Source organism: Nocardia nova (genome assembly GCF_002933465.1).
Classification (GTDB): Bacteria; Actinomycetota; Actinomycetes; order Mycobacteriales; family Mycobacteriaceae; genus Nocardia; species Nocardia nova_B.
The window spans coordinates 157,140-182,346 of the sequence record NZ_PSZE01000007.1 but is presented as its reverse complement, the minus strand read 5'-3'; the positions used below and the strand labels follow the sequence as shown (position 1 = coordinate 182,346).

26 protein-coding genes and 1 pseudogene are annotated in these 25,207 nt (G+C 68.0%); 24 read left to right on the top strand and 3 right to left on the bottom strand.

Annotation, left to right across the window (positions count from 1 at the left end):
• Window positions 1–81 precede the first annotated feature (81 nt).
• The 16 genes from ffh to C5E41_RS11150 all read left to right on the top strand — a co-directional run bounded on the left by ffh (window position 82) and on the right by C5E41_RS11150 (window position 16,409).
• Window positions 82–1,665, top strand: coding sequence for a signal recognition particle protein (ffh, locus tag C5E41_RS11225; RefSeq protein WP_104375743.1), 1,584 nt, complete (start codon window positions 82–84; stop codon window positions 1,663–1,665).
• A 254-nt stretch (window positions 1,666–1,919) separates the two neighbouring features.
• Window positions 1,920–3,020, top strand: coding sequence for an amidohydrolase family protein (locus C5E41_RS11220; protein WP_258080897.1), 1,101 nt, complete (start codon window positions 1,920–1,922; stop codon window positions 3,018–3,020).
• 320 nt (window positions 3,021–3,340) lie between these two features.
• Complete coding sequence (rpsP, locus tag C5E41_RS11215) at window positions 3,341–3,781, top strand: 30S ribosomal protein S16 (RefSeq protein ID WP_062962501.1); 441 nt, start codon at window positions 3,341–3,343, stop codon at window positions 3,779–3,781.
• A complete protein-coding gene (locus tag C5E41_RS11210; protein WP_036503663.1) occupies window positions 3,781–4,023 on the top strand; it encodes an RNA-binding protein in 243 nt (80 codons plus the stop codon). Before rpsP ends, C5E41_RS11210 begins: the two co-directional genes overlap by 1 nt.
• Complete coding sequence (gene rimM, locus C5E41_RS11205; protein ID WP_104375742.1) at window positions 4,024–4,563, top strand: ribosome maturation factor RimM; 540 nt, start codon at window positions 4,024–4,026, stop codon at window positions 4,561–4,563.
• A 44-nt stretch (window positions 4,564–4,607) separates the two neighbouring features.
• Window positions 4,608–5,291 (top strand): tRNA (guanosine(37)-N1)-methyltransferase TrmD, encoded by a 684-nt coding sequence (gene trmD / locus C5E41_RS11200; RefSeq protein ID WP_104375859.1) that lies wholly within the window; start codon window positions 4,608–4,610, stop codon window positions 5,289–5,291.
• A gap of 269 nt (window positions 5,292–5,560) precedes the next feature.
• Entirely contained in the window at window positions 5,561–8,014 is a 2,454-nt protein-coding gene (locus C5E41_RS11195; RefSeq protein WP_104375741.1) for a Tex family protein, read from the top strand.
• A gap of 141 nt (window positions 8,015–8,155) precedes the next feature.
• A complete protein-coding gene (locus tag C5E41_RS11190; protein ID WP_104375740.1) occupies window positions 8,156–9,118 on the top strand; it encodes a hypothetical protein in 963 nt (320 codons plus the stop codon).
• A 176-nt stretch (window positions 9,119–9,294) separates the two neighbouring features.
• Window positions 9,295–9,636: a 50S ribosomal protein L19 gene (rplS, locus tag C5E41_RS11185; RefSeq protein WP_030513071.1), complete on the top strand. Its 342-nt coding sequence runs from the start codon at window positions 9,295–9,297 to the stop codon at window positions 9,634–9,636.
• A gap of 153 nt (window positions 9,637–9,789) precedes the next feature.
• The gene (lepB, locus tag C5E41_RS11180) at window positions 9,790–10,626 is read left to right on the top strand and encodes a signal peptidase I (RefSeq protein ID WP_258080896.1); all 837 of its coding nucleotides are present in this window, start codon (window positions 9,790–9,792) and stop codon (window positions 10,624–10,626) included.
• A 111-nt stretch (window positions 10,627–10,737) separates the two neighbouring features.
• On the top strand, window positions 10,738–11,439 hold the full coding sequence (locus C5E41_RS11175; RefSeq protein ID WP_258080913.1) for a ribonuclease HII: 702 nt from the start codon (window positions 10,738–10,740) through the stop codon (window positions 11,437–11,439).
• Window positions 11,440–11,509: 70 nt separating this feature from the next.
• On the top strand, window positions 11,510–11,815 hold the full coding sequence (locus tag C5E41_RS11170; RefSeq protein ID WP_011210678.1) for a DUF2469 domain-containing protein: 306 nt from the start codon (window positions 11,510–11,512) through the stop codon (window positions 11,813–11,815).
• A 145-nt stretch (window positions 11,816–11,960) separates the two neighbouring features.
• Window positions 11,961–12,317, top strand: a complete 357-nt coding sequence (locus C5E41_RS11165) for a YraN family protein (protein ID WP_104375739.1) — start codon at window positions 11,961–11,963, stop codon at window positions 12,315–12,317.
• Window positions 12,317–13,825, top strand: coding sequence for a YifB family Mg chelatase-like AAA ATPase (locus C5E41_RS11160; protein WP_104375738.1), 1,509 nt, complete (start codon window positions 12,317–12,319; stop codon window positions 13,823–13,825). The genes C5E41_RS11165 and C5E41_RS11160 overlap by 1 nt, the downstream gene beginning before the upstream one ends.
• A 294-nt stretch (window positions 13,826–14,119) precedes the next feature.
• Window positions 14,120–15,289, top strand: a complete 1,170-nt coding sequence (gene dprA, locus C5E41_RS11155; RefSeq protein WP_104375856.1) for a DNA-processing protein DprA — start codon at window positions 14,120–14,122, stop codon at window positions 15,287–15,289.
• Window positions 15,290–15,485: 196 nt separating this feature from the next.
• Complete coding sequence (locus tag C5E41_RS11150; protein WP_104375737.1) at window positions 15,486–16,409, top strand: tyrosine recombinase XerC; 924 nt, start codon at window positions 15,486–15,488, stop codon at window positions 16,407–16,409.
• A 229-nt stretch (window positions 16,410–16,638) separates the two neighbouring features.
• Here the strand turns inward: C5E41_RS11150 and C5E41_RS11145 are convergent, their stop codons facing one another.
• Window positions 16,639–17,151, bottom strand: coding sequence for a DUF1990 family protein (locus C5E41_RS11145; RefSeq protein WP_104375736.1), 513 nt, complete (start codon window positions 17,149–17,151; stop codon window positions 16,639–16,641).
• A 148-nt stretch (window positions 17,152–17,299) separates the two neighbouring features.
• Between C5E41_RS11145 and C5E41_RS35005 the strand changes: the two genes are divergently transcribed.
• Window positions 17,300–18,070 (top strand): siderophore-interacting protein, encoded by a 771-nt coding sequence (locus C5E41_RS35005; protein WP_258080895.1) that lies wholly within the window; start codon window positions 17,300–17,302, stop codon window positions 18,068–18,070.
• 54 nt (window positions 18,071–18,124) lie between these two features.
• On the opposite strand, the pseudogene C5E41_RS35000 reads toward C5E41_RS35005, so the two are convergent.
• Window positions 18,125–18,574: pseudogene (locus C5E41_RS35000) on the bottom strand (M23 family metallopeptidase); the annotation flags it as partial.
• A gap of 668 nt (window positions 18,575–19,242) precedes the next feature.
• Here C5E41_RS35000 and C5E41_RS11130 point away from each other — a divergent pair.
• The 7 genes from C5E41_RS11130 (at window position 19,243) to C5E41_RS11100 (ending at window position 24,747) form a co-directional block, all read left to right on the top strand.
• A complete protein-coding gene (locus C5E41_RS11130) occupies window positions 19,243–19,605 on the top strand; it encodes a YidH family protein (protein ID WP_104375855.1) in 363 nt (120 codons plus the stop codon).
• The gene (locus C5E41_RS11125; RefSeq protein ID WP_104375733.1) at window positions 19,602–19,967 is read left to right on the top strand and encodes a DUF202 domain-containing protein; all 366 of its coding nucleotides are present in this window, start codon (window positions 19,602–19,604) and stop codon (window positions 19,965–19,967) included. Before C5E41_RS11130 ends, C5E41_RS11125 begins: the two co-directional genes overlap by 4 nt.
• A 268-nt stretch (window positions 19,968–20,235) precedes the next feature.
• Complete coding sequence (gene rpsB, locus C5E41_RS11120; protein WP_030513085.1) at window positions 20,236–21,114, top strand: 30S ribosomal protein S2; 879 nt, start codon at window positions 20,236–20,238, stop codon at window positions 21,112–21,114.
• 123 nt (window positions 21,115–21,237) lie between these two features.
• A complete protein-coding gene (gene tsf, locus C5E41_RS11115) occupies window positions 21,238–22,062 on the top strand; it encodes a translation elongation factor Ts (RefSeq protein WP_104375732.1) in 825 nt (274 codons plus the stop codon).
• Window positions 22,063–22,400: 338 nt separating this feature from the next.
• Complete coding sequence (gene pyrH / locus C5E41_RS11110) at window positions 22,401–23,135, top strand: UMP kinase (protein ID WP_030513088.1); 735 nt, start codon at window positions 22,401–22,403, stop codon at window positions 23,133–23,135.
• A 63-nt stretch (window positions 23,136–23,198) separates the two neighbouring features.
• On the top strand, window positions 23,199–23,756 hold the full coding sequence (gene frr / locus C5E41_RS11105; protein ID WP_062962886.1) for a ribosome recycling factor: 558 nt from the start codon (window positions 23,199–23,201) through the stop codon (window positions 23,754–23,756).
• A 70-nt stretch (window positions 23,757–23,826) separates the two neighbouring features.
• A complete protein-coding gene (locus tag C5E41_RS11100) occupies window positions 23,827–24,747 on the top strand; it encodes a phosphatidate cytidylyltransferase (RefSeq protein ID WP_439956397.1) in 921 nt (306 codons plus the stop codon).
• Window position 24,748: 1 nt separating this feature from the next.
• Here the strand turns inward: C5E41_RS11100 and C5E41_RS11095 are convergent, their stop codons facing one another.
• Entirely contained in the window at window positions 24,749–25,096 is a 348-nt protein-coding gene (locus C5E41_RS11095; protein ID WP_258080894.1) for a LapA family protein, read from the bottom strand.
• Between the last annotated feature and the right edge of the window lie 111 nt (window positions 25,097–25,207).

Genomic DNA, 25,207 nt, shown 5'->3' with positions numbered 1-25,207 from the left:
AGGGCGAATCCACCGATCGCGCAGTTGCCCGTACCCTGGTAACCCGAGTGACGTCCCTCGACGAGACCAGGAGCGCGATCGGTGTTCGAATCCCTTTCCGACCGGTTGACCGGTGCCCTGAAGGATCTGCGTGGCAAGGGGCGTCTGTCACCGGCCGATATCGACGCGACCGCGCGCGAGATCCGGCTCGCCCTGCTCGAGGCCGACGTGGCGCTGCCTGTCGTGCGGCAGTTCATCGCCCGCGTCAAGGAACGCGCCAAGGGTGCCGAGGTATCGGCCGCGCTGAACCCCGCGCAGCAGGTCGTGAAGATCGTCAACGAGGAATTGATCGGCATCCTCGGTGGCGAGACCCGGCGCCTGCAGTTCGCGAAGAACCCGCCCACGGTGGTCATGCTCGCCGGTCTGCAGGGTGCCGGTAAGACCACACTCGCGGGCAAGCTCGCGAAATGGCTGAAGGGCCAAGGACATACGCCCCTGCTGGTGGCCTGTGACCTGCAGCGGCCGGGCGCCGTCACCCAGTTGCAGGTGGTCGGCGAACGAGCCGGTGTGCCGGTGTTCGCCCCGCATCCGGGCACGTCGATCGGCGGCGGCGACAACGCCCTGGGCGTTACCGCCGCCGACCCGATCCGGGTCGCCGAGGCCGGTGTCGAGGAAGCGAAGCAGAAGCACTACGACATCGTCATCGTCGACACCGCGGGTCGCCTCGGTATCGACGAGGAGCTGATGCGTCAGGCCGCCGGCATCCGCGACGCGGTAAACCCGGACGAGACGCTGTTCGTCCTCGACGCCATGATCGGCCAGGACGCCGTCAGCACCGCGGAGGCATTCCGCGACGGCGTCGGCTTCACCGGTGTCGTGCTCACCAAGCTCGACGGTGACGCCCGCGGTGGCGCCGCGCTGTCGGTGCGCGAGGTCACCGGCGTCCCGATCCTGTTCGCCTCCACCGGTGAGAAGCTCGAGGACTTCGACGTCTTCCACCCCGACCGCATGTCCAGCCGCATCCTCGGCATGGGCGATCTGCTCACCCTGATCGAACAGGCCGAACAGGTCTACGACCAGCAGCAGGCCGAGGAGGCCGCCCGCAAGATCGGTTCCGGCGAGCTCACCCTCGAGGACTTCCTCGATCAGATGCTGGCCATCCGCAAGATGGGCCCGATCGGCAACCTGCTCGGCATGCTGCCGGGCGCCGGCCAGATGAAGGATGTCCTGGCCCAGGTCGATGACAAGCAACTCGACCGGGTGCAGGCCATCATCCGCGGTATGACCCCCGCCGAGCGGGCCAACCCCAAGATCATCAACGCCTCCCGCCGCCTGCGTATCGCCAATGGTTCCGGCGTCACCGTCTCCGACGTGAACCAGCTGGTCGACCGCTTCTTCGAGGCTCGCAAGATGATGGCCGCCATGGGCCGGCAGATGGGCCTGCCGGGCGCGCGGCGCAATGCCAAGGGCAAGAAGGGGAAAAAGGGCAAGAAGGGTGGGCGCGGACCGACCCCGCCGAAGGGCATGCGCGGCGGGTTCCCCGGGATGCCGGGTATGCCGGGCGGAATGCCGGGGATGCCCGCCGCGGGGATGCCGGATCTGTCGAATATGCCCGCGGGGCTGGATGAATTGCCGCCCGGGCTGGAGGGGTTCGATTTGTCGAAGCTGAAGTTCCCGAAGAACTGAGGTTTGCGGCGAGCGGTGCGGGCGGTGCCTGGTGGTACTGCCCGCACCGTTGGCCGGGCCACTCCTCCGGTCAGTCGCTGCGCTCCCTCCCTCCGTCGCTCCACAATCGACGCGGGCCGAGACCGACCAGGGTGTACGTCTCGTCGATGTGTGCCTGTTCGGTGCGCATCCGGCCGGTGCGTGCCTCGAGGAAATCGCGGCGGTAGGTTGGGGTCGAGGCGAGATCGACGCGGGCGACGGGATCAGGAGACGGTATGCGGATGCATCTGCGCGGGGTGGTCCTTCCCGGCGACGAGGTGCGCGATCTGTGGGTTCGCGACGGGGTGATCTCCTACCAGCCGGTGCGCGACGCCGAAACCCTGTGTGACACAGGGTGGATCGTGCCCGGCCTGGTCGACGCGCACTGCCACGTCGGCATTCGCTACGGCGGCGGGCACGAGGATCGTGAGGGGGCGATCGCCCAGGCCGAGGTGGAACGCGATGCGGGGGCGCTGCTGCTGCGCGATGCCGGATCGCCCATCGACACCCGCTTCATCGACGACCACCACGAACTGCCGAAGATCATCCGCGCCGGCCGCCACATCGCCCGCCCCAAGCGGTATATCCGCGAACTCGGGATCGAGCTGGACGACGAGCGCGACCTACCCGATATCGTCGCCGAGCAGGCACGTTTCGGCGACGGCTGGGTCAAGATCGTCGGCGACTGGATCGATCGGTCCGTCGGTGATCTGCGGCCGCTGTGGAGCGACGCGGTCCTGAAGGAGGCCATCGACGCCGCTCACCGGGAAGGCGCCCGCGTCACCGCGCACGTCTTCGGCGAAGACGCGCTGCCAGGCCTGATCAACGCCGGCATCGACTGCCTCGAGCACGGCACCGGACTCACCGACGACACCATCGAGATGATGGCCGAACACGGCACCGCCCTGGTGCCGACGCTGGTCAATATCGACACCTTCCCGGATATCGCCGACAGCGCGGCCAAATTCCCGATCTACGCCGCCCATATGCGCGATCTGCACCGCCGGGTCCGCGACACCGTCGCGAACGCCCACGCGGCGGGGGTGCCGATCTACACCGGCACCGACGCCGGTGGTTCCATCCGGCACGGCCGCATCGCCGACGAGATCGATGCGCTGGCCGGGGCCGGGCTGTCGCGGCACGAGGCGCTGGCCGCTGCCTCGTGGCGGGCCCGTGAGTGGCTCGGCCGACCGGGTATCGAGGACGGCGCACCGGCCGATTTGGTCGTCTATCGCACCGATCCGCGGTCGAGCCGCGATGCGCTCGGCGCGCCGGCATTCGTCGTGCTGCGTGGGCGGGTGTACCCGGGCCGGGATCCGGTCACCGGACATCGGTAGGGCCGTCGGCGCGACGAACGGCCCGGCAGCGGCGCTGGTCACCGATCTCCGCGTGCTCGGCGAGACGGTCCGCTCGATTCGGGGCGATTTCTCCGGGTGCGGGCGCGTCTGGCACAATGAACGACCGTCCTCGTCGAAGACCCCGACTCGCTCGCGGTTCCGTATTCGGGGACAGTGTCAGCCCGTCTCCGGTTACGTACCGCGCGGCGGTCACACACTCAACGCAAAACCGGGTCCGCATCCTGTGTGGGCTGCTGAATTGCGCCGTGACCACTCAGGCTGCCCTCGGGCGGCCGCCACCGAAAGGCATTGATACAGCCATGGCTGTCAAGATCAAGCTGACTCGTCTGGGCAAGATCCGCAACCCCCAGTACCGCATCGTCGTCGCCGACGCGCGCACCCGCCGCGACGGCCGCGCCATTGAGAACGTCGGCAAGTACCACCCGAAGGAAGAGCCCTCGCTGATCGAGGTCGACTCCGAGCGCGTGCAGTACTGGCTGGGCGTCGGCGCGCAGCCGACCGAGCCGGTCAAGCGTCTGCTGGAGATCACCGGCGACTGGCAGAAGTTCAAGGGCCTGCCGGGCGCCGAGGGCACCCTGAAGGTCAAGGCCGCCAAGCCGAGCAAGCTGGACCTGTTCAACGCTGCCCTGGCCGCCGCCGACAGCGAACCGGTCGCCGAGGCCGTCACCCCCAAGAAGAAGAAGTCCAAGGCCGCCGAGGGTGAAGGTGAGGCCGAGGCCGCGACCGAGGCTGCCGAGTAATGAGTGCGGTCGTCGCCGATGCCGTCGAGCACCTGGTGCGCGGCATCGTCGCCAATCCGGACGATGTGCGCGTCGATCTGATCACCAGCCGGCGTGGACGCACCGTCGAGGTCCACGTCCACCCCGATGATCTGGGCAAGGTGATCGGCCGCGGCGGTCGTACCGCGACCGCGCTGCGCACCCTGGTCGCCGGCATCGGTGGCCGCGGTATCCGGGTCGACGTGGTCGATACCGATCAGTAGATGGAACTGGTAGTCGGGCGGGTCGCCAAATCGCACGGTGTGCGTGGCGAACTCGTGGTCGAGGTACGTACCGACGAACCCGAACTCCGCTTCGCTCCCGGCGCTCGCCTGCGTGGCCGGGCGCCGCGAAGCGATGCGGTGGGCGTTTTCACGGTGGAGTCGGCCCGAGAGCATTCGGGCCGGCTTCTCGTCCGTCTCGAGGGTGTCGGCGACCGCGCCACCGCGGATGCGTTGCGTGGCACCCTCTTTCTCATCGATACCGCCGAACTCCCGCCGTCGGAGGACCCCGACGAGTTCTACGACCACGAACTCGAAGGTCTGAGCGTGCGGCTCGCGGACGGGACCGAGATCGGCACCGTGAACGAGGTCTTGCATTCGGCCGCGGGCGAATTGCTGTCGATCCGGGCCGGTGCGGGCGCCGGCGGGCGTGCCGGTCGGGAAATTCTGGTGCCCTTCGTGACCGCGATCGTGCCGACGGTGTCGGTCGCCGAGGGCCTGATCGTGATCGACCCACCCGAAGGCCTGCTGGACGAGGAGTAGTGATGGGCACCGGAGCCGACGATCCCGCGCAGCGCTCGTCAGCTCTGCGCATCGACGTCGTCACCATCTTCCCCGAATATCTCGAGCCGCTGCGAACCGCGTTGCTGGGCAAGGCGATCGAGAGGGGCATAGTTCAGCTCGGCGTGCACAATCTGCGGCGCTGGACCCACGACGTGCACCAGTCGGTCGACGACGCGCCCTACGGCGGCGGGCCGGGCATGGTCATGAAACCCGTGGTGTGGGGTGATGCGCTCGACGAGGTGTGCCCGGACGAGGCATTGCTCGTCGTGCCGACGCCGGCCGGAGTGCCGTTCACCCAGGAAACCGCCCAACGCTGGTCCACCGAATCGCATCTGGTGTTCGCCTGCGGCCGCTACGAGGGGATCGATCAGCGCGTTTTCGACGATGCCGCCCGCCGGGTCCGGGTGGAAGAGGTCAGCATCGGCGATTACGTCCTGATCGGCGGGGAGGCCGCCGTGCTGGTGATGGCCGAGGCGGTCGTGCGCCTGATCCCCGGCGTGCTGGGCAATCAGGCCTCCCACCAACAGGATTCGTTCTCCGACGGACTGCTCGAAGGCCCCAGCTACACCCGGCCGGTGAGCTGGCGCGGACTCGATGTGCCCGAGATTCTGCTGTCGGGCAACCACGCGCGGATCGAAGCGTGGCGCCGGGAACAGTCACTGCGGCGGACCCGGGAGCGTCGCCCGGATCTGCTGCCGCCGGAGTAGTCGAAAACTCTGCGCGACAGGACTTCACCGGCCGAGGTGTCGCATTCGCCGCGCCGTCGGTATCGCGTGCCCGACGCGCCCGTGACGGGGTGCGGATGTTCGTTCGCCGAGGTTGCCGAGTTCGGTGGCGGTCATGCGATCGGCGAGGCTGTGGCCAGCCGGTTTTCGACCCATTTCCGTTCGCGGCGCGAGGGCACCGGGTGCGGCTGCGTACGCACCGGGCGCTCCACCTGGTCCGCTGTCGGAGGCCGACGGTAGTGTCAGCCAGCGTGACGACAGCCTCCGAACCCGTCAGCACCGATGCAACCACCGGCACGGAAGCCGCCGCCCCTGGAAAGGTCCGCCTGGCCAGTGTCGGCAGGCGGATCGCCGAGGAGCTCTCGGTCCGTGACGAACAGGTCCGTGCCGCCATAGAGCTGCTCGACGGCGGGTCGACCGTGCCGTTCATCGCCCGCTACCGCAAGGAGGTGACCGGCGGGCTCGACGACGCGCAGCTGCGGCAACTGGAGGAGCGGCTGCACTACCTGCGCGAACTCGACGAGCGCCGGAACTCGATCCTGGAATCCATTCGCGGACAGGGCAAATTGGATGCCGCGCTCGAACAGCAGATCATGCTCGCGGAGACCAAGGCCCGCCTCGAGGACATCTACCTGCCCTACAAGCCGAAGCGGCGCACCAAGGCGCAGATCGCCCGTGAGGCCGGGCACGAACCGGTCGCGGACGCCCTCATCGGCGACCCCACCACCGATCCGTCCGGCTACACCGCCGAACAGCTCGACGGTGCCCGCGCGATTCTGGTGGAGCGATTCGCCGAAGACGCCGACCTCGTCGGTGAACTGCGCGAATTGATGTGGGAGCGCGGCCAGGTCACCTCGCGGGTCCGGACCGGCAAGGAAGAGGCCGGGGCCAAATTCGCCGACTACTTCGAGTTCAGCGAACCGTTCGCCAAACTACCCTCGCACCGCATCCTGGCGCTGCTGCGCGGCGAGAAGGAAGATGTGCTGAGCCTGTCGCTCGAACCCGATACCGAGGAACCGGAGCCGGGGCAGCGCACCATCTACGAGGGCCGGATCGCGCACAAGTTCGGCATCGCCGACCAGGGGCGCCCGGCCGACACCTGGCTGCTGGACACCGTGCGCTGGGCGTGGCGGACCAAGCTGCAGGTCAGCCTCGGCATCGATATCCGGATGCGGCTGCGGCAGTCCGCGGAGAAGGACGCCGTCGATATCTTCGCCGCCAACCTGCGTGACCTGCTGCTCGCCGCACCCGCCGGCACCCGGGCCACCATGGGCCTGGACCCGGGCTACCGGACCGGCGTGAAGGTGGCCGTGGTGGACGGCACCGGCAAGGTGGTGGCCACCGAGACGATCTATCCGCACAAACCGCAGGGCCAGACCGAGAAGTCGCTGGCGGTGCTCGGGGCGCTGGTGGCGCGGTTCGACGTGGAGCTCATCGCGATCGGCAACGGCACCGCTTCCCGGGAGACCGATGCCCTTGCCGCGGAACTGATCTCGCGGATCGGTGCGACGCCCGGTGCGCGGAAGCCGACCAAGATCGTGGTGTCGGAAGCGGGCGCCTCGGTGTATTCCGCCTCCGCGTACGCGTCGCAGGAGCTGCCGGAACTGGACGTCTCGTTGCGCGGCGCGGTCTCGATCGCGCGCCGGTTGCAGGACCCGCTGGCCGAGCTGGTGAAGATCGAGCCGAAGTCCATCGGCGTCGGCCAGTACCAGCACGACGTCTCCGAGACACTGCTGGCCCGGTCGCTGGGCGCGGTGGTAGAGGATGCGGTGAACGCGGTCGGTGTCGACGTCAACACCGCCTCCGTGCCGCTGCTGTCGCGCGTCTCCGGCATCGCCTCCTCGGTCGCGGAATCGATTGTCGCGCATCGTGATCAGAACGGACCGTTCCGCAGTCGCACCGCGCTGCTGGAGGTTCCGCGGCTGGGCCCCAAGGCATTCGAACAGTGCGCGGGCTTCCTGCGCATCCGCGGCGGCGACGACCCGCTGGACTCGTCGGCCGTGCACCCCGAGGCCTATCCGGTGGTGCGCCGGATTCTGGAGGCGACCGGACGCGATGTGCCCGGCCTGATCGGCAACACCTCCGCCCTGCGGGCACTACGGCCGGGCGAATTCACCGACGAGAAATTCGGTGTGCCGACCGTCACCGACATCATCGCCGAACTCGAAAAGCCCGGCCGTGACCCGCGCCCGGAGTTCAAGACCGCCGAATTCGCCGCCGGCGTGGAAAAGGTCGCCGACCTCGAACCCGGCATGGTGCTCGAAGGTGTGGTGACGAACGTGGCCGCCTTCGGCGCCTTCGTCGATGTGGGTGTCCACCAGGACGGCCTCGTCCACGTCTCGGCCATGTCGCATTCGTTCGTCCGCGATCCCCGCGAGATCGTGAAATCCGGTGACGTGGTGAAGGTGAAGGTGCTGGAGGTCGACGTCGCCCGCCAGCGCATCGGCCTGAGCCTGCGTCTGGACGACGAGCCCGGCGCGGGCAAACCCGAGAAGGGTGGCGCGGGGCAGCGCGGCGGGCAGAGCCGTGGTGGTCAGCCACGCGGCGGCCAGAGCAATCCGGGCCGCGGCGGTCAGGAGCGCGGCGGACAGAACCGTGGCGGCGGCCAGAACAAGGGGCAGGGCCGAAATCAGCAGCGTCGCAGCGCGCCCGAACCGTCGGGCGCGATGGCGGATGCGCTGCGCCGCGCCGGTTTCGGGCGGTAAGCCTCGGCGGCCGCCGCATTTGGGTTTGGCCCTACTGCGGCGGCCGGGTACGGGACAATGGAGTCCCGGGGTCCGATCTCGGTGATCGGCCTCGCCGGGCATCACTACCCGACCCCGGTTCCTAGTGAGGGGACGACGGCTGTGCGGCGCTGGTTCGACGATGCGATCCTCGCGGAGGGACGCCTGCCGTTGCTGTGCTTCCTGCTCGGCTTCATCGTCGGGTTCCTGCTGATCCGGCTCAGTGTGCGGATGATTCGCAAGCAGGTGCGCTGGTGGCCGGGCAACCTGCGCGCTGGCAATGTGCACATTCACCACATGGTGTTCGGCGTGGTGCTGGTTCTGGCGTCGGGACTGGGGTTGGTCGCGACCTACAACAGCGGAGTCGGCACGATCTCCGCGCTCGCCTCGACGTTCGGTGTCGGCGCGGCGCTGGTGCTCGACGAATTCGCGCTGATCTACTACCTGCGCGACGTGTACTGGGAGGAACAGGGCAGAACCTCGGTCGACGCGGTGTTCGTCGCGGTAGCGGTCACCGGGTTGCTGTTGCTCGGCTTCCACCCGCTGTGGCTGCTCGACGTCAACGACATCCGGCACGACAACAGCGTCGCGGGACGCAGTTTCCTCGGCATTTTCGCGCTGGTGAATCTGGTGCTGGCCGCGATCGTCATCGCCAAGGGCAAGATCTGGACCGGATTGTTCGGCATGTTCTTCCTGCCGTTGCTGGTCGTGGGCGCGCTGCGGCTGAGCCGGCCGGGTGCGCCGTGGGCGCGTTGGCGCTACGGCGAGCGCCGCCGCCTGATGTACCGGGCGGTCGTACGCGAACGCCGATACCGGCGGCCGGTGATCCGGGCCAAGATCTTCGTGCAGGACCTGGTCGCCGGCAAACCCGATGTCGCGCACGTTCGCAGTGCGGCCGAGGAAGAATTGGCGCGTACCGTGGTCCCCGCTCCGCCCGCCCACCTGCGGACCAGAGCGATGCGGGCCACCCTGCACGACGGATCGGACCGGACAGGCCCTGCCGACGCGCCGCCAGCGGTGGATACACCGGGACCGGCCGATGCGGGCGACCTGACGGCGGCCCACCCCCAGCACTCCGGACATTGACGCCGGGAGAGTTCGGACTCCGGGGGGCGATTTTTCCCACAGCGGCCTGATCTGGCACAATGCTCAGGTTGCTCTGGGCGCATTCGACCCGGCGCACCGCCCAATATCCGGAGCACGAACCGGCCGAGCAGTTGCCGCCAGGTTCCTCTGTTCACGCGAACTTCCAAAGGACGGAAATGAACACCCTCGACTTCGTCGACGAAAAGTCGCTGCGCACCGACATCCCGGACTTCCGCCCGGGTGACACGGTGAACGTGCACGTGAAGGTTATCGAAGGTAACAAGGAGCGCATCCAGGTCTTCAAGGGTGCGGTCATTCGCCGCCAGGGCGGCGGCATCCGCGAGACCTTCACCGTGCGCAAGGTGTCGTTCGGCGTGGGTGTCGAGCGCACCTTCCCGGTACACAGCCCCAACATCGACCACATCGATGTGGTGACCCGCGGCGACGTCCGCCGGGCCAAGCTGTACTACCTGCGCGATCTGCGCGGCAAGGCCGCCAAGATCAAGGAGAAGCGCTGAACATCAGGGCTCTGCCCGTTCACGCCCGCCCCCGGTCCTCGCGACCGGGGGTTTTCCTTTTACCGGCCGGGATATGCCCGAGATGCCCGCCTTCTCGGCACGCAGGGTGCGCCGGGGCGACGACGAACATGGCTGCGGGATAACCTGTTCGGCGTGGCAGACGAAAGCGAGTCGGTGGCGGTGCCCGGGGCCGATGACAAACGTGCCGGTGGCGAACGCAAAGACGAGTCCGCATCGCGCAGCCGGCGCGGCAGGCGCAAGCGTAAGCAGCGGCCCTTCTGGCAGGAACTGCCGATCCTGATCGTCATCGCCGCCGTAATCGCAGCGCTCGTGGTGAATTTCGTCGGCCGGCCGTATGTGATCCCGTCTCAGTCGATGGAACCGACCCTGCACGGCTGCGCCGGCTGCACGGGCGACCGGATCTACGTCGAGAAGCTGAGCTACGACTTCGGTGATCCCAAGCCGGGCGACGTCGTGGTGTTCGTCGGCCCGAGCGGTTCGTGGAACAAGTCCTACCACTCCAACCGCTCCAGCAATGTCGCCGTGCGCGGTGTGCAGAACTTCTTCTCGTTCTTCGGACTGGTGCCGCCGGATGAGAACGACCTGGTCAAGCGTGTGATCGCGACCGGCGGCCAGACCGTGCAGTGCTGCGATGCGCAGGGCCGGGTGATGGTCGACGGTAAACCGCTCGACGAGCCGTACGCGCACTACATCTATCCCTATCAGCCGGGGCTGGCCTATGCGACCAAGGTGGCCGGCGGCCTGTCGATCGACCCGCGCGGCCGCGAATTCGGCCCGGTCAAGGTGCCCGACGGCAATCTGTGGGTGATGGGGGACAACCGCAACGAATCCGCGGACTCGCGCGCCCATGTCGACGACGAGTACTCCGGCACCGTGCCGATCGACGATGTGCGAGGAAAGGCGGTGTTCAAGATCTGGCCGCCGAACCGGATCGGCCCGGTCCGGTCACAGAACCCGCAGACGAACTGAGGCGCGCGGCGCGAGATAATCGAGGCACGGGATAGTCGAACGGTAGGTGCAGTGGCGGAGACATCGCGACGCACGACGCGCAACGGTAAGGGCGGCAAGATCATCCGGCCGGTGGTTCGCACTGGGGATTGGCCGCCGCGAGTGGTGATGCGGCGGGCCGGTGGCCTGCGCACACTGGAAGCGGCGCTGATCCGCAGCGGCCTCGGGCCCGTCGCGGGTGTCGACGAGGCGGGTCGGGGATGCTGCGCCGGACCGCTCGTGGTCGCGGCCTGCCTGCTCGCGCCCAAGGCCTACGATTCCCTTGCGGGACTGGACGATTCGAAGAAGCTGACCGAGGCCGTGCGCGAGCAGCTGTATCCGGTGATCCTGCGCCGGGCGCTGGCCTGGAAGGTCGTGGTGATTCCCGCCTGGGAGATCGACGCGATCGGCATCCATGTCGCCAATATCGAGGGCATGCGCCGGGCGGTAGCGGGTCTGGAGGTACGGCCCGGCTACGTACTCACCGACGGCTTCCGGGTGCCGGGTATCAGCGTCCCGTCGCTGCCGGTGATCGGTGGTGACGCGGCGGCGGCCTGTATCGCCGCAGCCAGCATCCTCGCCAAGGTCACGCGCGACCGAATCATGGTCGAGATGGATCGTGACCTGCCCGGATACGGCTTCGCCGCGCACAAGGGCTACAACACTCCCGAGCATCTGGCGGCGCTGGAGCGGCTCGGACCCAGTGACGAACATCGCCGGTCGTGGCGCAACGTCCGGGGCACCGAGGCCGCGGACACCGGGCGGGTGGCTGCCGATACGGCCCATGCGGGATGATGTGAGCACGCTACACGCGTTCGTGGCGATAGAGGAGGATATTCCACCCGATGAGCGAGCGGAGCGAGGCATGAGCGCCGAGGACCTCGAGAAGTACGAAACCGAGATGGAACTCTCGCTGTATCGCGAGTACAAGGACATCGTCGGTCAATTTTCGTACGTCGTCGAGACCGAACGCCGCTTCTATCTGGCCAATTCTGTCGAGTTGCGCCCGCAGAACGCCGACGGTGAGGTGTATTTCGAGGTGCGGATGTCGGATGCGTGGGTGTGGGATATGTATCGGCCCGCCCGCTTCGTCAAACACGTCCGCGTGATCACGTTCAAGGACGTGAACATCGAGGAACTGGAGAAGCCGGACCTGCGCCTCCCCGAATAGCGCGCAGGTAGCGAGAGCGGGTCCGACCTGGGGAAATCAGTCGCCGGCCCCGGCGTTGATCCACAGTCCGGGGTTCATCCACAGGCTTTCTGTTTCCACAGGTGAGACCCGCGGACCGCAGTACCGCCGACGGCATGCTGAGCGGGTGGCACACAATCTGGCGCTCGGCGCCCACGGAGAAGAACTGGCCGCGCAGTTCCTGCAGGGGGCCGGGATGCGGATCGTCGAACGAAATTGGCGGTGTCGCTACGGCGAATTGGATCTCATCGCCCGGGAAGCCGATACCACGGCCTTCGTCGAGGTCAAGACCCGTTCGGGGCTGGGGTTCGGCACACCGGCCGAGTCGGTGACCTTCGCGAAACAGCAGCGTATTCGCCGGCTCGCGCTGCTGTGGCTGGCTGAACAGAGCGGACCGTGGCGGCGGGTCCGCTTCGATGTGGTGTCGGTCCTGCTGCTCCCCGGCCGGGACCCGCAGATCGAGCACGTCCGGGCGGCGTTCTGATGGCCCTGGGACGCGCTCATTCGGTGGCCGTGACCGGGGTGGACGGACAACTCGTCGAGATCGAGGCCGATATCGGGCAGGGGTTGCCGTCGGTGCACCTGGTCGGACGCCCGGACACCACCTTGCAGGAATCGCGGGATCGGGTCCGAGCCGCGGTCGCGAATTCGGGCGAGAAGTGGCCTGACGGCCGCGTCATTCTTGCCCTGTCGCCCGCCACGCTGCCGAAGGTCGGCAGCGTGTACGACCTGGCATTGGCCGCGGCCGTCCTGCATGCCGGTGATTCGGTGCCCGGATCGAAGCTCGCCGGTACGGTCCTGCTCGGCGAGCTGGCCCTCGACGGCCGGGTGCGGCGGGTGCGGGGCATTCTTCCCGCCGTGCTGGCGGCACGGACCGCCGGTCGCAGGACCGTCGTGGTGCCCGAGTCGGTGCTCGGGGAGGCCGGGCTGGTGGACGGGATCACCGTGCTCGGGGCGCCCACACTGCGCGCACTGATCGACTGGTTGCGTGGTGACGGCGAGCTGTCGGTGCCGGACGGTAGCTATTCCGCCCCGCGGCGAAGTATCGGCGATCTCAACGAGGTGGTCGGACAGGACGAGGCTCGCTGGGCGTTGGAGGTGGCCGCGGCCGGCGGCCACCATCTGTTGCTGACCGGCCCGCCCGGCACCGGCAAAACCATGTTGGCGCAACGGCTTCCGGGACTGTTGCCGGCGTTGACGGAATCGGAGTCGCTGGAGGTCACCGCCATCCATTCGGTGGCCGGGACGCTGTCGGACGATCATCCGCTCATCACGACGGCACCGTTCGTGGCACCGCACCATTCGACCTCCGTGTCGGCGATGGTCGGCGGTGGTTCCGGAACCGCGCGCCCCGGTGCTGTCAGCCGGGCGCATCGCGGTGTCCTCTTTCTCGACGAATGTGCCGAAATCGGCACCAAGGTGCTGGAGGCGTTGCGAACCCCGTTGGAGGAGGGCGAGGTTCGCATCGCCCGCCGCGACGGCGTAGCGCGATATCCGGCACGTTTCCAGCTCATTCTGGCGGCGAATCCGTGTCCGTGCGCTCCGGCCCGCGACGTCGACTGCATTTGTGCACCGCTGGCCCGGCGCAGATATCTGGGCAAACTGTCCGGCCCGCTCATGGATCGCATCGACATCTGGGTCCAGATGCATGCGCACGCCGCCGGGACGTTCACTCCCTCTGCCGCCGAATCCAGTGTGGTCGTGCGGGAACGGGTCGAGATGGCGCGCCGGGCCGCGGCGCGGCGCTGGTCCGAGGACGGGTGGACCGTCAACGCCGAGGTGCCGGGACATGTGCTGCGCCAGCGCTTCCGGCTACCGGCCGATGCGCTGGCGCCGGTGGAGAGTGCGCTGCGGCAGGGCCGGATGTCCGCCCGGGGTGCGGACCGGGCGATCCGAGTTGCCTGGACCGTCTGCGACTTGCGCGGGGGAGACGTGCCGTCGGCGCAGGACGTGCTGCAGGCATTGAACTTTCGGCAACGCGGCGTGTCCTGAGTCGTCGAGTGTTGTCTGTCGGCGCTCATCGTGTGGGTGTGGGGCGTGGGTACGGGATGACGGAATGCGCAGTAAGGGAGGGAAATTGATGATCGGTAGATCGATGGCCCGTGCGGGGATGGTGGTCGCCGAACGCGATCGGACGCGAGAACGAGCGGACAAGCACAGTGTGTTTCGCGGGGCGGGGGACGACACGATCCCGGCGCCGGGATGTCGAGTTCGGCGACATCGCCGACACACGGGCAGTCGCGGCGGCGAGGCGGAGGTGTGGCGGTGACCGGTCACGGTGTCGACATGGATGGCGACTCGGGTGGTGGTGTCGCGTCGCTGGTAACCGCCGACGCGGACGCACAGCGGCTGGCGTGGGTCTATCTGTCCCGTGTGGTGGAGGGCCCGTGTCCGGCGTTGTCGGCGCTCATCGCACGAGTCGGCGTGGTGGAGGCGGCGCGTGCGGTGCGTGAATGCGATCTGCCGGAATCGCTGCGCGGTCCGACCGAACGCCGGCGTGACATCGACCGTGCCGAGCGCGATCTCGAGCTGATGGCGCGTATCGGCGGACGGGTGATCACTCCGGACGATCCGGAGTGGCCGCAGTGGCGTCTGCTGGGCCTGACGCAGCTCGACCCGGCCCGCGACGCCGACGCCGCGGTGCCGCTGGTGTTGTGGGCCCGCGGTCCGTTGTCGTTGCAGCAGTACACCGAACAGGCCCTCGCTGTAGTGGGTGCCCGCTGCTCCTCCGGATACGGCGAACAGGTCACCGCCGAGCTCGCGGGAGAACTGGCCGCGCACGGCTGGACGATCGTATCCGGAGCTGCCTTCGGCATCGACGGGATGGCACATCGCGCTGCGCTGGCCGTCGGCGGCTCCACCATCGCTGTGCTGGCCTGCGGGATCGACCGGCCCTATCCCGCTCAGCACGAACGCTTGCTGGCCGAGATCGCCGAAACGGGTGTGGTGGTGAGCGAATATCCGCCTGGCGCAGCCGCTTACAAATACCGGTTCCTGGCCCGGAACCGCTTGATCGCCGCCCTGTCCGACGGGGTGCTGGTGGTCGAGGCGGGCATGCGCAGCGGTGCGCGCAATACCGCGAAATGGGCGCGGCGGCTGGGCCGTCCGGTCCTCGCGGTGCCAGGGCCGATCACCGCCGCGGCGTCGGTCGGCTGCCACCGCATGATCCGCGATGGGGAAGCGACCCTCGTCACCCGGGTCGACGACATTCACGACGAGGTCGGGCCGCTGCGACTGTCGTTGCCCACGCGCGAAGCCGGTGCCGATCTCGCCGGGGACCAGGCGGCCGTCTTCGCCGAACTGCCGGTGGCCGGTTCGCGCCTGCCGAAACAGATCGCCGACGAGAGCGGCCTCGCCATCCACGCGGTGCGCGCGGCACTGGTTGCCCTCGAGGTCGCCGGGCTGGTCGGGTCGGACAGTTCGGGATGGTTCCGCACCGTGCGAAAGGAGGCGTGAAAGGCGAATACGACGTGTGTGGCCGGCGGTGGTGGGGCTGCCGGTCGGTGGGGGCGGGCACTTCGGTCGAGAGAAGAGGGACTGGCCGACCGGCGCCACACGAATGCCGGCCGAGGCGGGTGGGGGTGGGTGTCCTTCCGCACTGCTGTCGGCGCGGTGGCTTGCGCGTGGGCCGGGCGCCGGTGAACGTGGAGAAATGGACGGATTACCGGGCGATCTCGTGGATCTGCTCGAGCAGTACGAACGGCACCTGCTGCTGGGACGCAACCGGTCCGCGCACACGGTGCGGGCCTATCTCGGGGATGCGCGATCCCTGCTGGAGCATCTGTGTGGCCGGGCGGCCGATGCCGCGGTGGGAGAGATCGATCTGCCGCTGTTGCGATCGTGGCTGGCCGAACAATCGGCCGGGGGCGCCGCCCGGACCACCATGGCGCGGCGTGCCTCGGCGGCGCGGACGTTCACCGCCTGGCTGACCCACACCGGTCGCCTCGCGGCCGATCCAGGCCCGCGGCTGGGCTCGGCCCGTGCGCACCGGGTGCTGCCTGCGGTGCTGGGCAAGGATCAGGCCGATGCGGCCATGAACGCCGCGGAATCCGGTGCGGCGCAGCGTGACCCGATGGCCCTGCGGGATCGGCTCGTCGTGGAGATGTTGTACGCCACCGGAATCCGGGTCAGCGAACTGTGCGGACTCGACATCGATGACGTCGACCGGGGCAGGAGGCTGGTCCGGGTATTGGGCAAGGGCAACAAGGAGCGCTCGGTGCCGTTCGGCCTGCCCGCCGACCGGGCACTCGAGAGTTGGCTGAACTTCGGGCGCCCGCACCTGGCCACCGCCGAATCCGGGCGAGCGCTGCTGCTCGGCCGACGCGGCCGCCGGCTGAACCAGCGCCAGGCCAGAACCGTTGTCCACGAGGTTGTTTCAGCCGTCCCGGGAGCCCCGGACCTCGGTCCGCACGGCTTGCGTCACACCGCCGCGACCCATCTGCTGGAAGGCGGAGCCGACCTGCGCGTGGTCCAGGAACTGCTCGGTCACGCCAGTATGGCGACCACCCAGCTCTACACCCACGTCTCGATCGAACGGCTGAAACGGGTGCACGACCAGGCCCATCCCCGCGCCTGAGGGGCGTAATCGCGGGCCGAGGTGGCGGCGCGGTGCGACCGTGGGCCCGCCGTAGGGTGGCCGTGCTCGGTGGACTGCTGATACGGAACGCGTTGTCGTGCAGAATAATTCGGCTGCGCGACCAGCGGTCGGTTACGTTGTGTCGTCGCGACGCGAGGGCGCCGGTCTGTGCCGGGCCGCGTTATGTCCCACGCTCCGCAGAGACCGGCGAGCCGATCACGGAAGTCGCCTATGGCCGGATGGCGGCGATGTAGCGGCCCGCGATGAGGTGCTGCACAGCACGGACCACGGGGCCGCCAAGTTTCGTGTACCAGACGGCGGGACGCGAGAATGCGGCCACCACGCCGTAGACCGTCTCGTCGGCAGGGGCGTATTCCACCGCGAAGAGCTCCTCACCGATTTCCGGGTGGCCCGGCAGGGTGCCGTAGGCGAAGCCGCGGCGGGTCGGTTCGTCGACGACGTAGATCACCCGGCATGGCGCCGAGATGCCGATACCGGCGATGCCCAGTCGCACTGTCAGAGCCGTCCCTGGTTCGGCGACCGGTGTATCGGCGTGTTCGAAAATGCCGGTACCGCGCTGCATGCGGTAGGCCAGGATCTGATCGCCGGCGGATTCGAACAGCGCCCGTCCGCTACCGATGCGGCGGCGCAGCCGGAAGTGGTGATAGCCGGGCGGGAATTCTCCGGCGGTCGCTCCGACTTCCGGATAGGTGAACGGCTCGGCGGCCGCGGAGTTCGCCATAACACCATCCTTACCCGCAGCGCAGTGGCGCGACAGGTGCATCGAGGCGATACCGCCACTCGACGCTTTTCGTCGATATACTTCGAGCTATCGGAGATAAGTCGTGCTACGCTACCTTAGGTAACCCTAATATCGGAGGTATCGTACTGTGGCTCGTACTCGTACCAAACTGTCCTTCGAGGTCAGGCGCACGCGACGCCTGACCGACCACTTGATCCGGGTATACCTGGGCGGCCCGGGTTTCGCCGGTTTTCAGCCCAACGGATTCACCGACGCCTACGTCAAACTGCTGTTCCCCGGTCCGGACGGCGAGACGATGCGCACCTACACCGTGAGCGCCGTCGACCCCGAGGCCGAAGAGATCGCGATCGATTTCGTCTACCACGGGGACGAGGGGGTGGCCGGGCCGTGGGCGGCCGCGGCACGACCGGGTGACCGCATCGAACTCTTCGGTCCGGGCGGTGCGTATTCCCCCAAGCCGGAGGCGGATTGGCATCTGCTGGCCGGTGACGAGGCGGCTCTGCCCGCCATCGCCGCGGCGTGTGCCGTCCTGCCGTCCGATGCCGTCGGCCGGGTGTTCGTCGAAATCGCCGGTCCTGCGGACGAATTGGATTTTCCGCGACCTGCGGCGGTCGAACTCGAGTGGGTGCATCGCGGTGATCGCGCCCCCGGCGAAGCACTGGCCGCCGCGGTCCGTGCCGAGCCCTGGCGCGACGGCCGCGTGCACGTCTTCATCCACGGTGAGGCCGACAAGGTCATGCACGATCTGCGACGCTACGTCCGCACCGAGCGCGGGGTGCCGGCCGATTGGGCCTCGATCTCCGGATACTGGCGGCGCGGGCGCACCGAGGAGGGCTTCCGGCAGTGGAAACGTGAACTGTCCGAACAGGAATCCGCTGCCGCCGAGGCCGTCCGCTAGGTCGGCGCGGGCCTCCGCCGGGCCTGGGCGAGTCTCCGAGGGTGCCGGCGGTCGCACCGGTTTCAGGCGCACGGGGGCGTGGCGCACCAGGCCGAGCGGGTCGAGATAGTCACGGCCTCGCCGCAGACCCCAATGCAGACAGACGCCGGGACAACCGGCATGTCCGGATTGCAGCGTCCCCAGCACCGCCCCGCGCTCGACCCGGCGACCGACCGGCACATCCGGTCGCACCGGCTCGTAGGTCGTGCGCAGTCCGCCCGCATGGTCGACCGAGACGACCGGTTTGCCGCCCACCTCCCCCGCGAAGACCACGATTCCGGCACCGGCGGCGAGTACCGGCTGGCCGTCGGCGCCGGCGAGATCCACTCCGCGGTGGCCCGGTAGCCAGTCGTGCGGCGGTTTGTCGAAACCGCGCACGACGGCCGGACGCGGCTGCAACGGCCAGCCGAATCCGGCCGGGGGCGCGGCGTTCGCCATGGTGGCGCCGCAGTTCGCAGCCACCATCGCCGCCGCCAGGAGAAGTGCCGACATCAAGCGCATGCGTCCCACCCTCGCCCGAACCGGTGGGCATGGAAAGATCGGTGTCGGCGTGTGTGGACAACTCGGAAGCATGTGAACAGGGAGCGTTCCCAGTGGACGTCGCGGTGGTCGCTTCGGCGTGTGGGACTCGCCCGAGGAAGGTGCGGATCGATGGTCGTGTGTCGGGACTCCGCCGAATCGGTCGCGGCCTTCCAGAGTCCGCAAACCGATGCGTTCTATGTCGTCGACGTCGCGGAAATCCCTGCAGCGCCCGATGAATCGATCGATACCGGGCGAGTGATCGGCCGGTCCGTGCGAGCGAGGCGATGGGTGTCTCCAGCGACGGTCTGCCTACCGACTCCCGAGTCGTGCGTGCCGGCGGCGCCTCCGTTGTCGCACGTCGACAGCCGAACCCCGACCGCACTGGTCACCGTGGTCACCGGCACACCGGCCCCGTCCGCAGCCACCGACTGCCTGCTCGGCGCCCCCGCCGTGGAGCGAGTTCGCCGGTGGTCCGGATCATGAGCGCCGAGACGCCCGAATCCGGCCCGGCCGCCACCCCGCCGGACCCGCGCTCCGCGGGCCCGGACCTGTCCGGTGGCCCCGATGCCGCGTCGTCGGCGCCCGACGGGGCCCGCTCCGCCCGGGACGGTATGGATGGTGACCGCGGACCATCTGCTGCGACCGAGGGCCCCGATCTCGACTATCGCTTCACCCTCGCCGGTGAACGCACCTTCCTGGCCTGGATTCGCACGTCCCTCGGCCTGCTCGCCGGTGGGGTCGCGGTGCACGAGTTGGTGCAGCCGTTCGGGCATCGCGACATCCGATCGGTGCTGGCGATCAGCTGCATCGTGCTGGCGGCCGTGATCGCGCTGGGGGCCTTCGGTCGCTGGCGGCTGGTGGGGGCGGCGATGCGGGAGGGCCGTCCGCTCCCGCACACGGTGATGGTCCCGATTCTGGCGATCGGCATCGCCGTGATCGCCGTGCTGGCCGGCATCGGACTGCTGCTGTCATGACCTCGATCCCGCCGAATCGCCCGCCCGCCGTGCCGTCCGACCGCGGTTTGCAGGCCGAGCGGACGGCGTTGTCGTGGTGGCGCACCGCCGTGGGGGCCATGGCCAACGCACTGTTGTTCCTGCACGTGGCCTTGACCAGCGGCGACCGTGCGGCCCTCGCGCTCGCGCTGGTGGCGATCGGTTCGCTGGGGGTGGTGGCCACCGTGTGCGTGGCGCGCAGTCGGACCCTGCACACCCACGCGTGGGGGAGATGGAGCGACGGGCGGATCGCGATGTCGACGACGAGTGCGGCGATCTGCGTGGTGGCGCTGGCGGCGCTTGTCGTGGCGTTGCTGGAGTCGATGCCCGGCTGGTATCGGTGAGCTGACCAGCGGATCGGCGGGTTGCCCGGCATCCGCTGAGCCGACCCGCGAAACCGGGCCCTGACCACCCTGTTTATGTTCTCACCTGCGCTGGTCGTAGACTGGCCAGGCGGTTCGCTGTACGCGGATCGACTTCGCGCGTCCGATCACGGTGCCGTCGGCTGGTCCTCCCGAAAATTTTCCGGAAGGTCCGGCGGCCACGGACGCCAGGGCAGAGATCGACCCTCGGTTTCTGCGTCAACCGGCATTGAAAGGCGGATACACAGCTATGGCTGTCGTAACCATGAAGCAGCTGCTCGACAGCGGCGCACATTTCGGTCACCAGACCCGGCGGTGGAACCCGAAGATGAAGCGGTTCATCTTCACCGACCGCAATGGCATCTACATCATCGACCTGCAGCAGACGCTGACCTACATCGACAAGGCCTACGAGTTCGTCAAGGAGACCGTCGCCCACGGTGGCACCGTTCTCTTCGTCGGCACCAAGAAGCAGGCCCAGGAGTCGATCGCGGCCGAGGCGACTCGCGTCGGGATGCCCTACGTCAACCAGCGCTGGCTGGGTGGCATGCTCACCAACTTCTCCACCGTGCACAAGCGGCTGCAGCGCCTGAAGGAACTCGAGGCGATGGAGCAGACCGGTGGTTTCGAGGGCCGCACCAAGAAGGAAATCTTGATGCTGACCCGCGAGAAGAACAAGCTGGAGCGCACCCTCGGCGGTATCCGCGATATGGCCAAGGTGCCCTCGGCCATCTGGGTCGTCGACACCAACAAGGAGCACATCGCCGTCGGTGAGGCTCGCAAGCTGAACATCCCGGTCATCGCGATCCTGGACACCAACTGCGACCCCGACCTGGTCGACTACCCGATTCCGGGTAACGACGACGCGATCCGCTCGGCCGCGCTGCTCACCAAGGTTGTCGCTTCCGCGGTCGCCGAGGGCGTGCAGGCCCGTGCCTCCCGCGCCTCGGGCGATGTGAAGCCCGAAGCCGGCGCCGGCGAGCCGCTCGCCGAGTGGGAGCAGGAACTGCTGGCGCAGGCGACCCCGGCCGCCGAGGGTGGCGAGGCTGCCGCCGAGGCTCCGGTCGAGACCGCCGCCGAGGCGGAGCTGAAGGAAGAACCGGCCACCAAGACCCCGGCCGACTTCTGATCCGGCGCGGTTCCCACCGCGATTGTCTGTTCACCTTGCCGGCCCTTCCTGTTCGGAAGCGGTCGGCATGGTGGTGCTAAGAGACCTGACAACTTTCGTAAATCTTCGAGGAGGCTCGCCACGATGGCGAACTACACCGCCCAGGATGTGAAGCGGCTCCGCGAGCTCACCGGCTCCGGAATGATGGACTGCAAGAAGGCCCTGGAGGAGACAGACGGCGACTTCGACAAGGCCGTCGAGGTCCTGCGGATCAAGGGCGCCAAGGATGTCGGCAAGCGCGCCGAACGCGCCACGGCCGAGGGTCTGGTCGCCGCGCAGAACGGCGTGATGATCGAGCTCAACTCCGAGACCGACTTCGTCGCCAAGAACGACGAGTTCCAGAACACCGCCGGCGACATCGTCGACGCCGCCGCCAAGGTGCGCCCGGCCGATCTGGAGGCGCTCAAGGCCGTCGACGTCAACGGCAAGACCGCCGACCAGGTGGTGCAGGAGCTGGCCGCCAAGATCGGCGAGAAGCTCGAGCTGCGTCGCGTCGTGTCCTTCGACGGCCCGGTCGCGACCTACCTGCACAAGCGGTCCTCGGATCTGCCGCCGGCTGTCGGCGTGCTGGTCGAATACCAGGGTGAGGGCGACGCCGCCGCCGAGGTCGCTCGCGCCGCCGCGATGCAGGTCGCCGCGCTGAAGGCCAAGTACCTGACCCGCGAGGACGTCCCGGCCGAGGTCGTCGCCAAGGAGCGCGAGATCGCCGAGGCGACCGCCAAGGAAGAGGGCAAGCCGGAGGCCGCGCTGCCGAAGATCGTCGAGGGCCGGGTGAACGGCTTCTACAAGGACGTCGTCCTGCTGGAGCAGTCGTCGGTCACCGACAGCAAGAAGACCGTCAAGCAGCTGCTGGACGAGGCCGGTGTCACCGTTACCCGGTTCGCCCGCTTCGAGGTCGGTCAGGCCTGATACATCGCAAAGGCCCCCGGTGCGACGAATTCCGTTGCGGCGGGGGCCTTTCGGTATCGATCACCCGCCGGTGCCGCGGTGGCCCGCACCGAGTACGGCCGCGGCGCAGAGGATCCGACCGTCTGTCGAGTTCTGCTCATGCGCCTGCACCTTATTTGGAACATCAATGTTTTGCAGTTGGCAGCGAGAACTGCGTCATATTCGAGGGTCGGCTCACCGGCGCGGCCTCGTGTGGTGCAGGATAGACGCAGCGTGTTACCGTCCCGCGCGAACAATCGCGCCCGGGAGGGTGATTTTCCATGCGTGCGCTCGCTCGACTGCCGAGGACTAGGAGACCGATGACGGACCCGGATACGGCGCCCGACCGCAAGGGCTATCGCCGAGTACTCCTCAAATTGGGTGGGGAGATGTTCGGCGGCGGCGAGGTCGGGCTCGACCCGGATGTGGTCCAGACCGTAGCCGAGCAGATCGCCGAGGTCGTCTCGACCGGCGTGCAGGTGGCAGTGGTCATCGGTGGCGGCAACTTCTTTCGCGGCGCCGAACTCGAGGAGCGCGGCATGGAGCGGGCCCGCTCCGATTACATGGGTATGCTCGGCACCGTGATGAACAGCCTTGCGCTGCAAGACTTTCTGCAGAAGCAGGGCGTCGACACCCGGGTGCAGACGGCTATCACCATGGGACAGGTCGCGGAGCCATATCTGCCCCTGCGCGCGAAGCGGCATCTCGAGAAGGGGCGTGTGGTGATCTTCGGCGCCGGTATGGGCATGCCGTACTTCTCCACCGACACCACCGCGGCGCAGCGCGCGCTCGAAATCGGGGCCGAGGTGGTGCTGATGGCCAAGGCCGTCGACGGCGTCTTCACCGCCGACCCCAAGGTCGAGGCGGAGGCGATCATGTTCTCCGAGATCACCCACAAGGAAGTCCTCGAGCGCGGACTCAAGGTGGCCGATGCCACCGCGTTCAGTTTGTGTATGGACAACCAGATGCCGATGCTGGTGTTCAATTTGTTGATCAAGGGCAATATCGCCCGCGCGGTGGCCGGTGAGAAAATCGGCACACTGGTTCGGTCCTGAACCCTGCGGGGATCGGTCCTCGCGAATTCCGAGCCCAGAAACGATGCTGTGGAGGAAACGGTCGTGATTGATGAAGCGCTCTTCGATGCCGAGGAGAAAATGGAAAAGGCCGTCTCGGTGGCGAAGGACGACCTCGGAGGTATTCGGACCGGCCGCGCCAACCCGGGCATGTTCAACCGGGTCGTGGTCGAGTATTACGGCTCGCCGACGCCGATCACCCAGATGGCCAGCATCACCGTGCCCGAACCGCGCATGGTCGTCATCAAGCCCTATGAGCAGGGGCAGTTGCAGACGATCGAGACCGCGATCCGCAATTCGGATCTGGGCGTGAATCCGACCAACGACGGCACGATCATTCGCGTGGTGATTCCGCAGCTGACCGAGGAGCGTCGGCGGGAACTGGTGAAGCAGGCGAAATCCAAGGGTGAGGACGCCAAGATCGCCATCCGCAATGTGCGGCGCAAGTCGATGGACGAGCTGAATCGCATCCAGAAGGACGGCGAGGCCGGTGAGGACGAGGTCGGCCGCGCCGAGAAGGAACTGGACAAGACCACCCAGAAGTACGTTGCCCAGATCGACGAGCTGGTCAAGCACAAGGAATCGGAACTGCTCGAGGTGTGAGACTCGGCCCGGCGCGACGATGCGGCACGGGCCCGGGGATGGAGTGGACGAATAAGTGAGCGACGGGACAATCGTGGCCGAAGACGCCGCAGCCGGCGAGACGATGCCGGTGAGCGACCCGGCCGGTGCAACACCGGCTCCCGACACGCCCTCGGTGCAGCCGAGTGGTAAGCCCTCACGCGCCGGTCGCAATTTACCGGCCGCGCTGGCGGTCGGTGTCGGCCTCGGCGCATCGCTGATCGTGATCCTGCTGTTCGTTCCGAAGGTTCTGATCGGAGTCATCGCGGTCGCGATGGCGATCGCCACCTGGGAGGTCGCCAAGCGGCTGCGTGAGGCCGATGTCCTGGTGCCGAGGGTGCCACTGATCGTCGGCGGGCAGGCGATGATCTGGCTGGCCTGGCCCTACGGCACCGAGGGCGTGGCGGGTGGGTTCGCGGCGACCGCGTTGGTGTGCATGGTCTGGCGGCTGTTCGACCACGGCCTGGCAGCCACGCCGCGAAACTTCCTGCGCGACACCGCGATCACGGTGTTCGTGGTGTCCTGGATCCCGCTGCTGGCCTCGTTCGCGGTGTTGATGCTGCAACAGGACGACGGCAATCTTCGGGTGCTGACCTTCATGATCCTGGTGGTCTGCTCCGATGTCGGCGGTTACGTGGCGGGGGTGCTGTTCGGCCGCCATCCGATGGTGCCCGCCATCAGCCCGAAGAAGTCGTGGGAGGGTTTCGCCGGATCGCTGGTGTTCTGCATCATCGGCGGCCTGCTCACGGTGACGCTGCTGCTGCAGGCCAATTCGATGATCGGCGTGCTGCTGGGCATCGCGGTCGTGCTCGTGGCGACCTGCGGTGATCTGATCGAATCGCAGATCAAGCGCGAGCTGGGCATCAAGGATATGGGCACGCTGCTGCCCGGACACGGCGGCATCATGGATCGCCTCGACTCGATGCTGCCCTCGGCGTTCGTCTCCTGGCTGGTGCTGACCGCTCTGCTCTGAATTAGCGCCGCTTCGCCGCCCGCCGCAACTGCATGATCCGCCAGCCGCCGGCCAGCGCCATCACCAGCGCTCCGGCGATCACCGACAGCAGCAGCGTGACGCCGAGCGGCAGGTTGAACTGCCAGAAGAACAGGTGGATCCGCACCTGATCGAGATTCTGCAGGATGAAGATCAACAGCAGAATCCCGATGACCGCCGCCGCCACCAGCGCCACCCAGGTGTAGCCCGCGCGGGTCTTCAGAGCTCGGTTGCGGCGGGCGGGTGCGGTCGAAGGCGGAGTGTCGACGCGCGGGGGATCGGTGTGCGGGACCGGATCCGGTCCGTGGCTCGGTACTGCGTCGCTGGTCATATGTCGATCATTCCCGATCGCTATCGCGGATAGGTGCATCTCCGGAATACCCGTTCGCCCGCGTCGTAACTGTGATCGGGTTATCCCTGCCCGGTCGCGGCGGACCCGCAG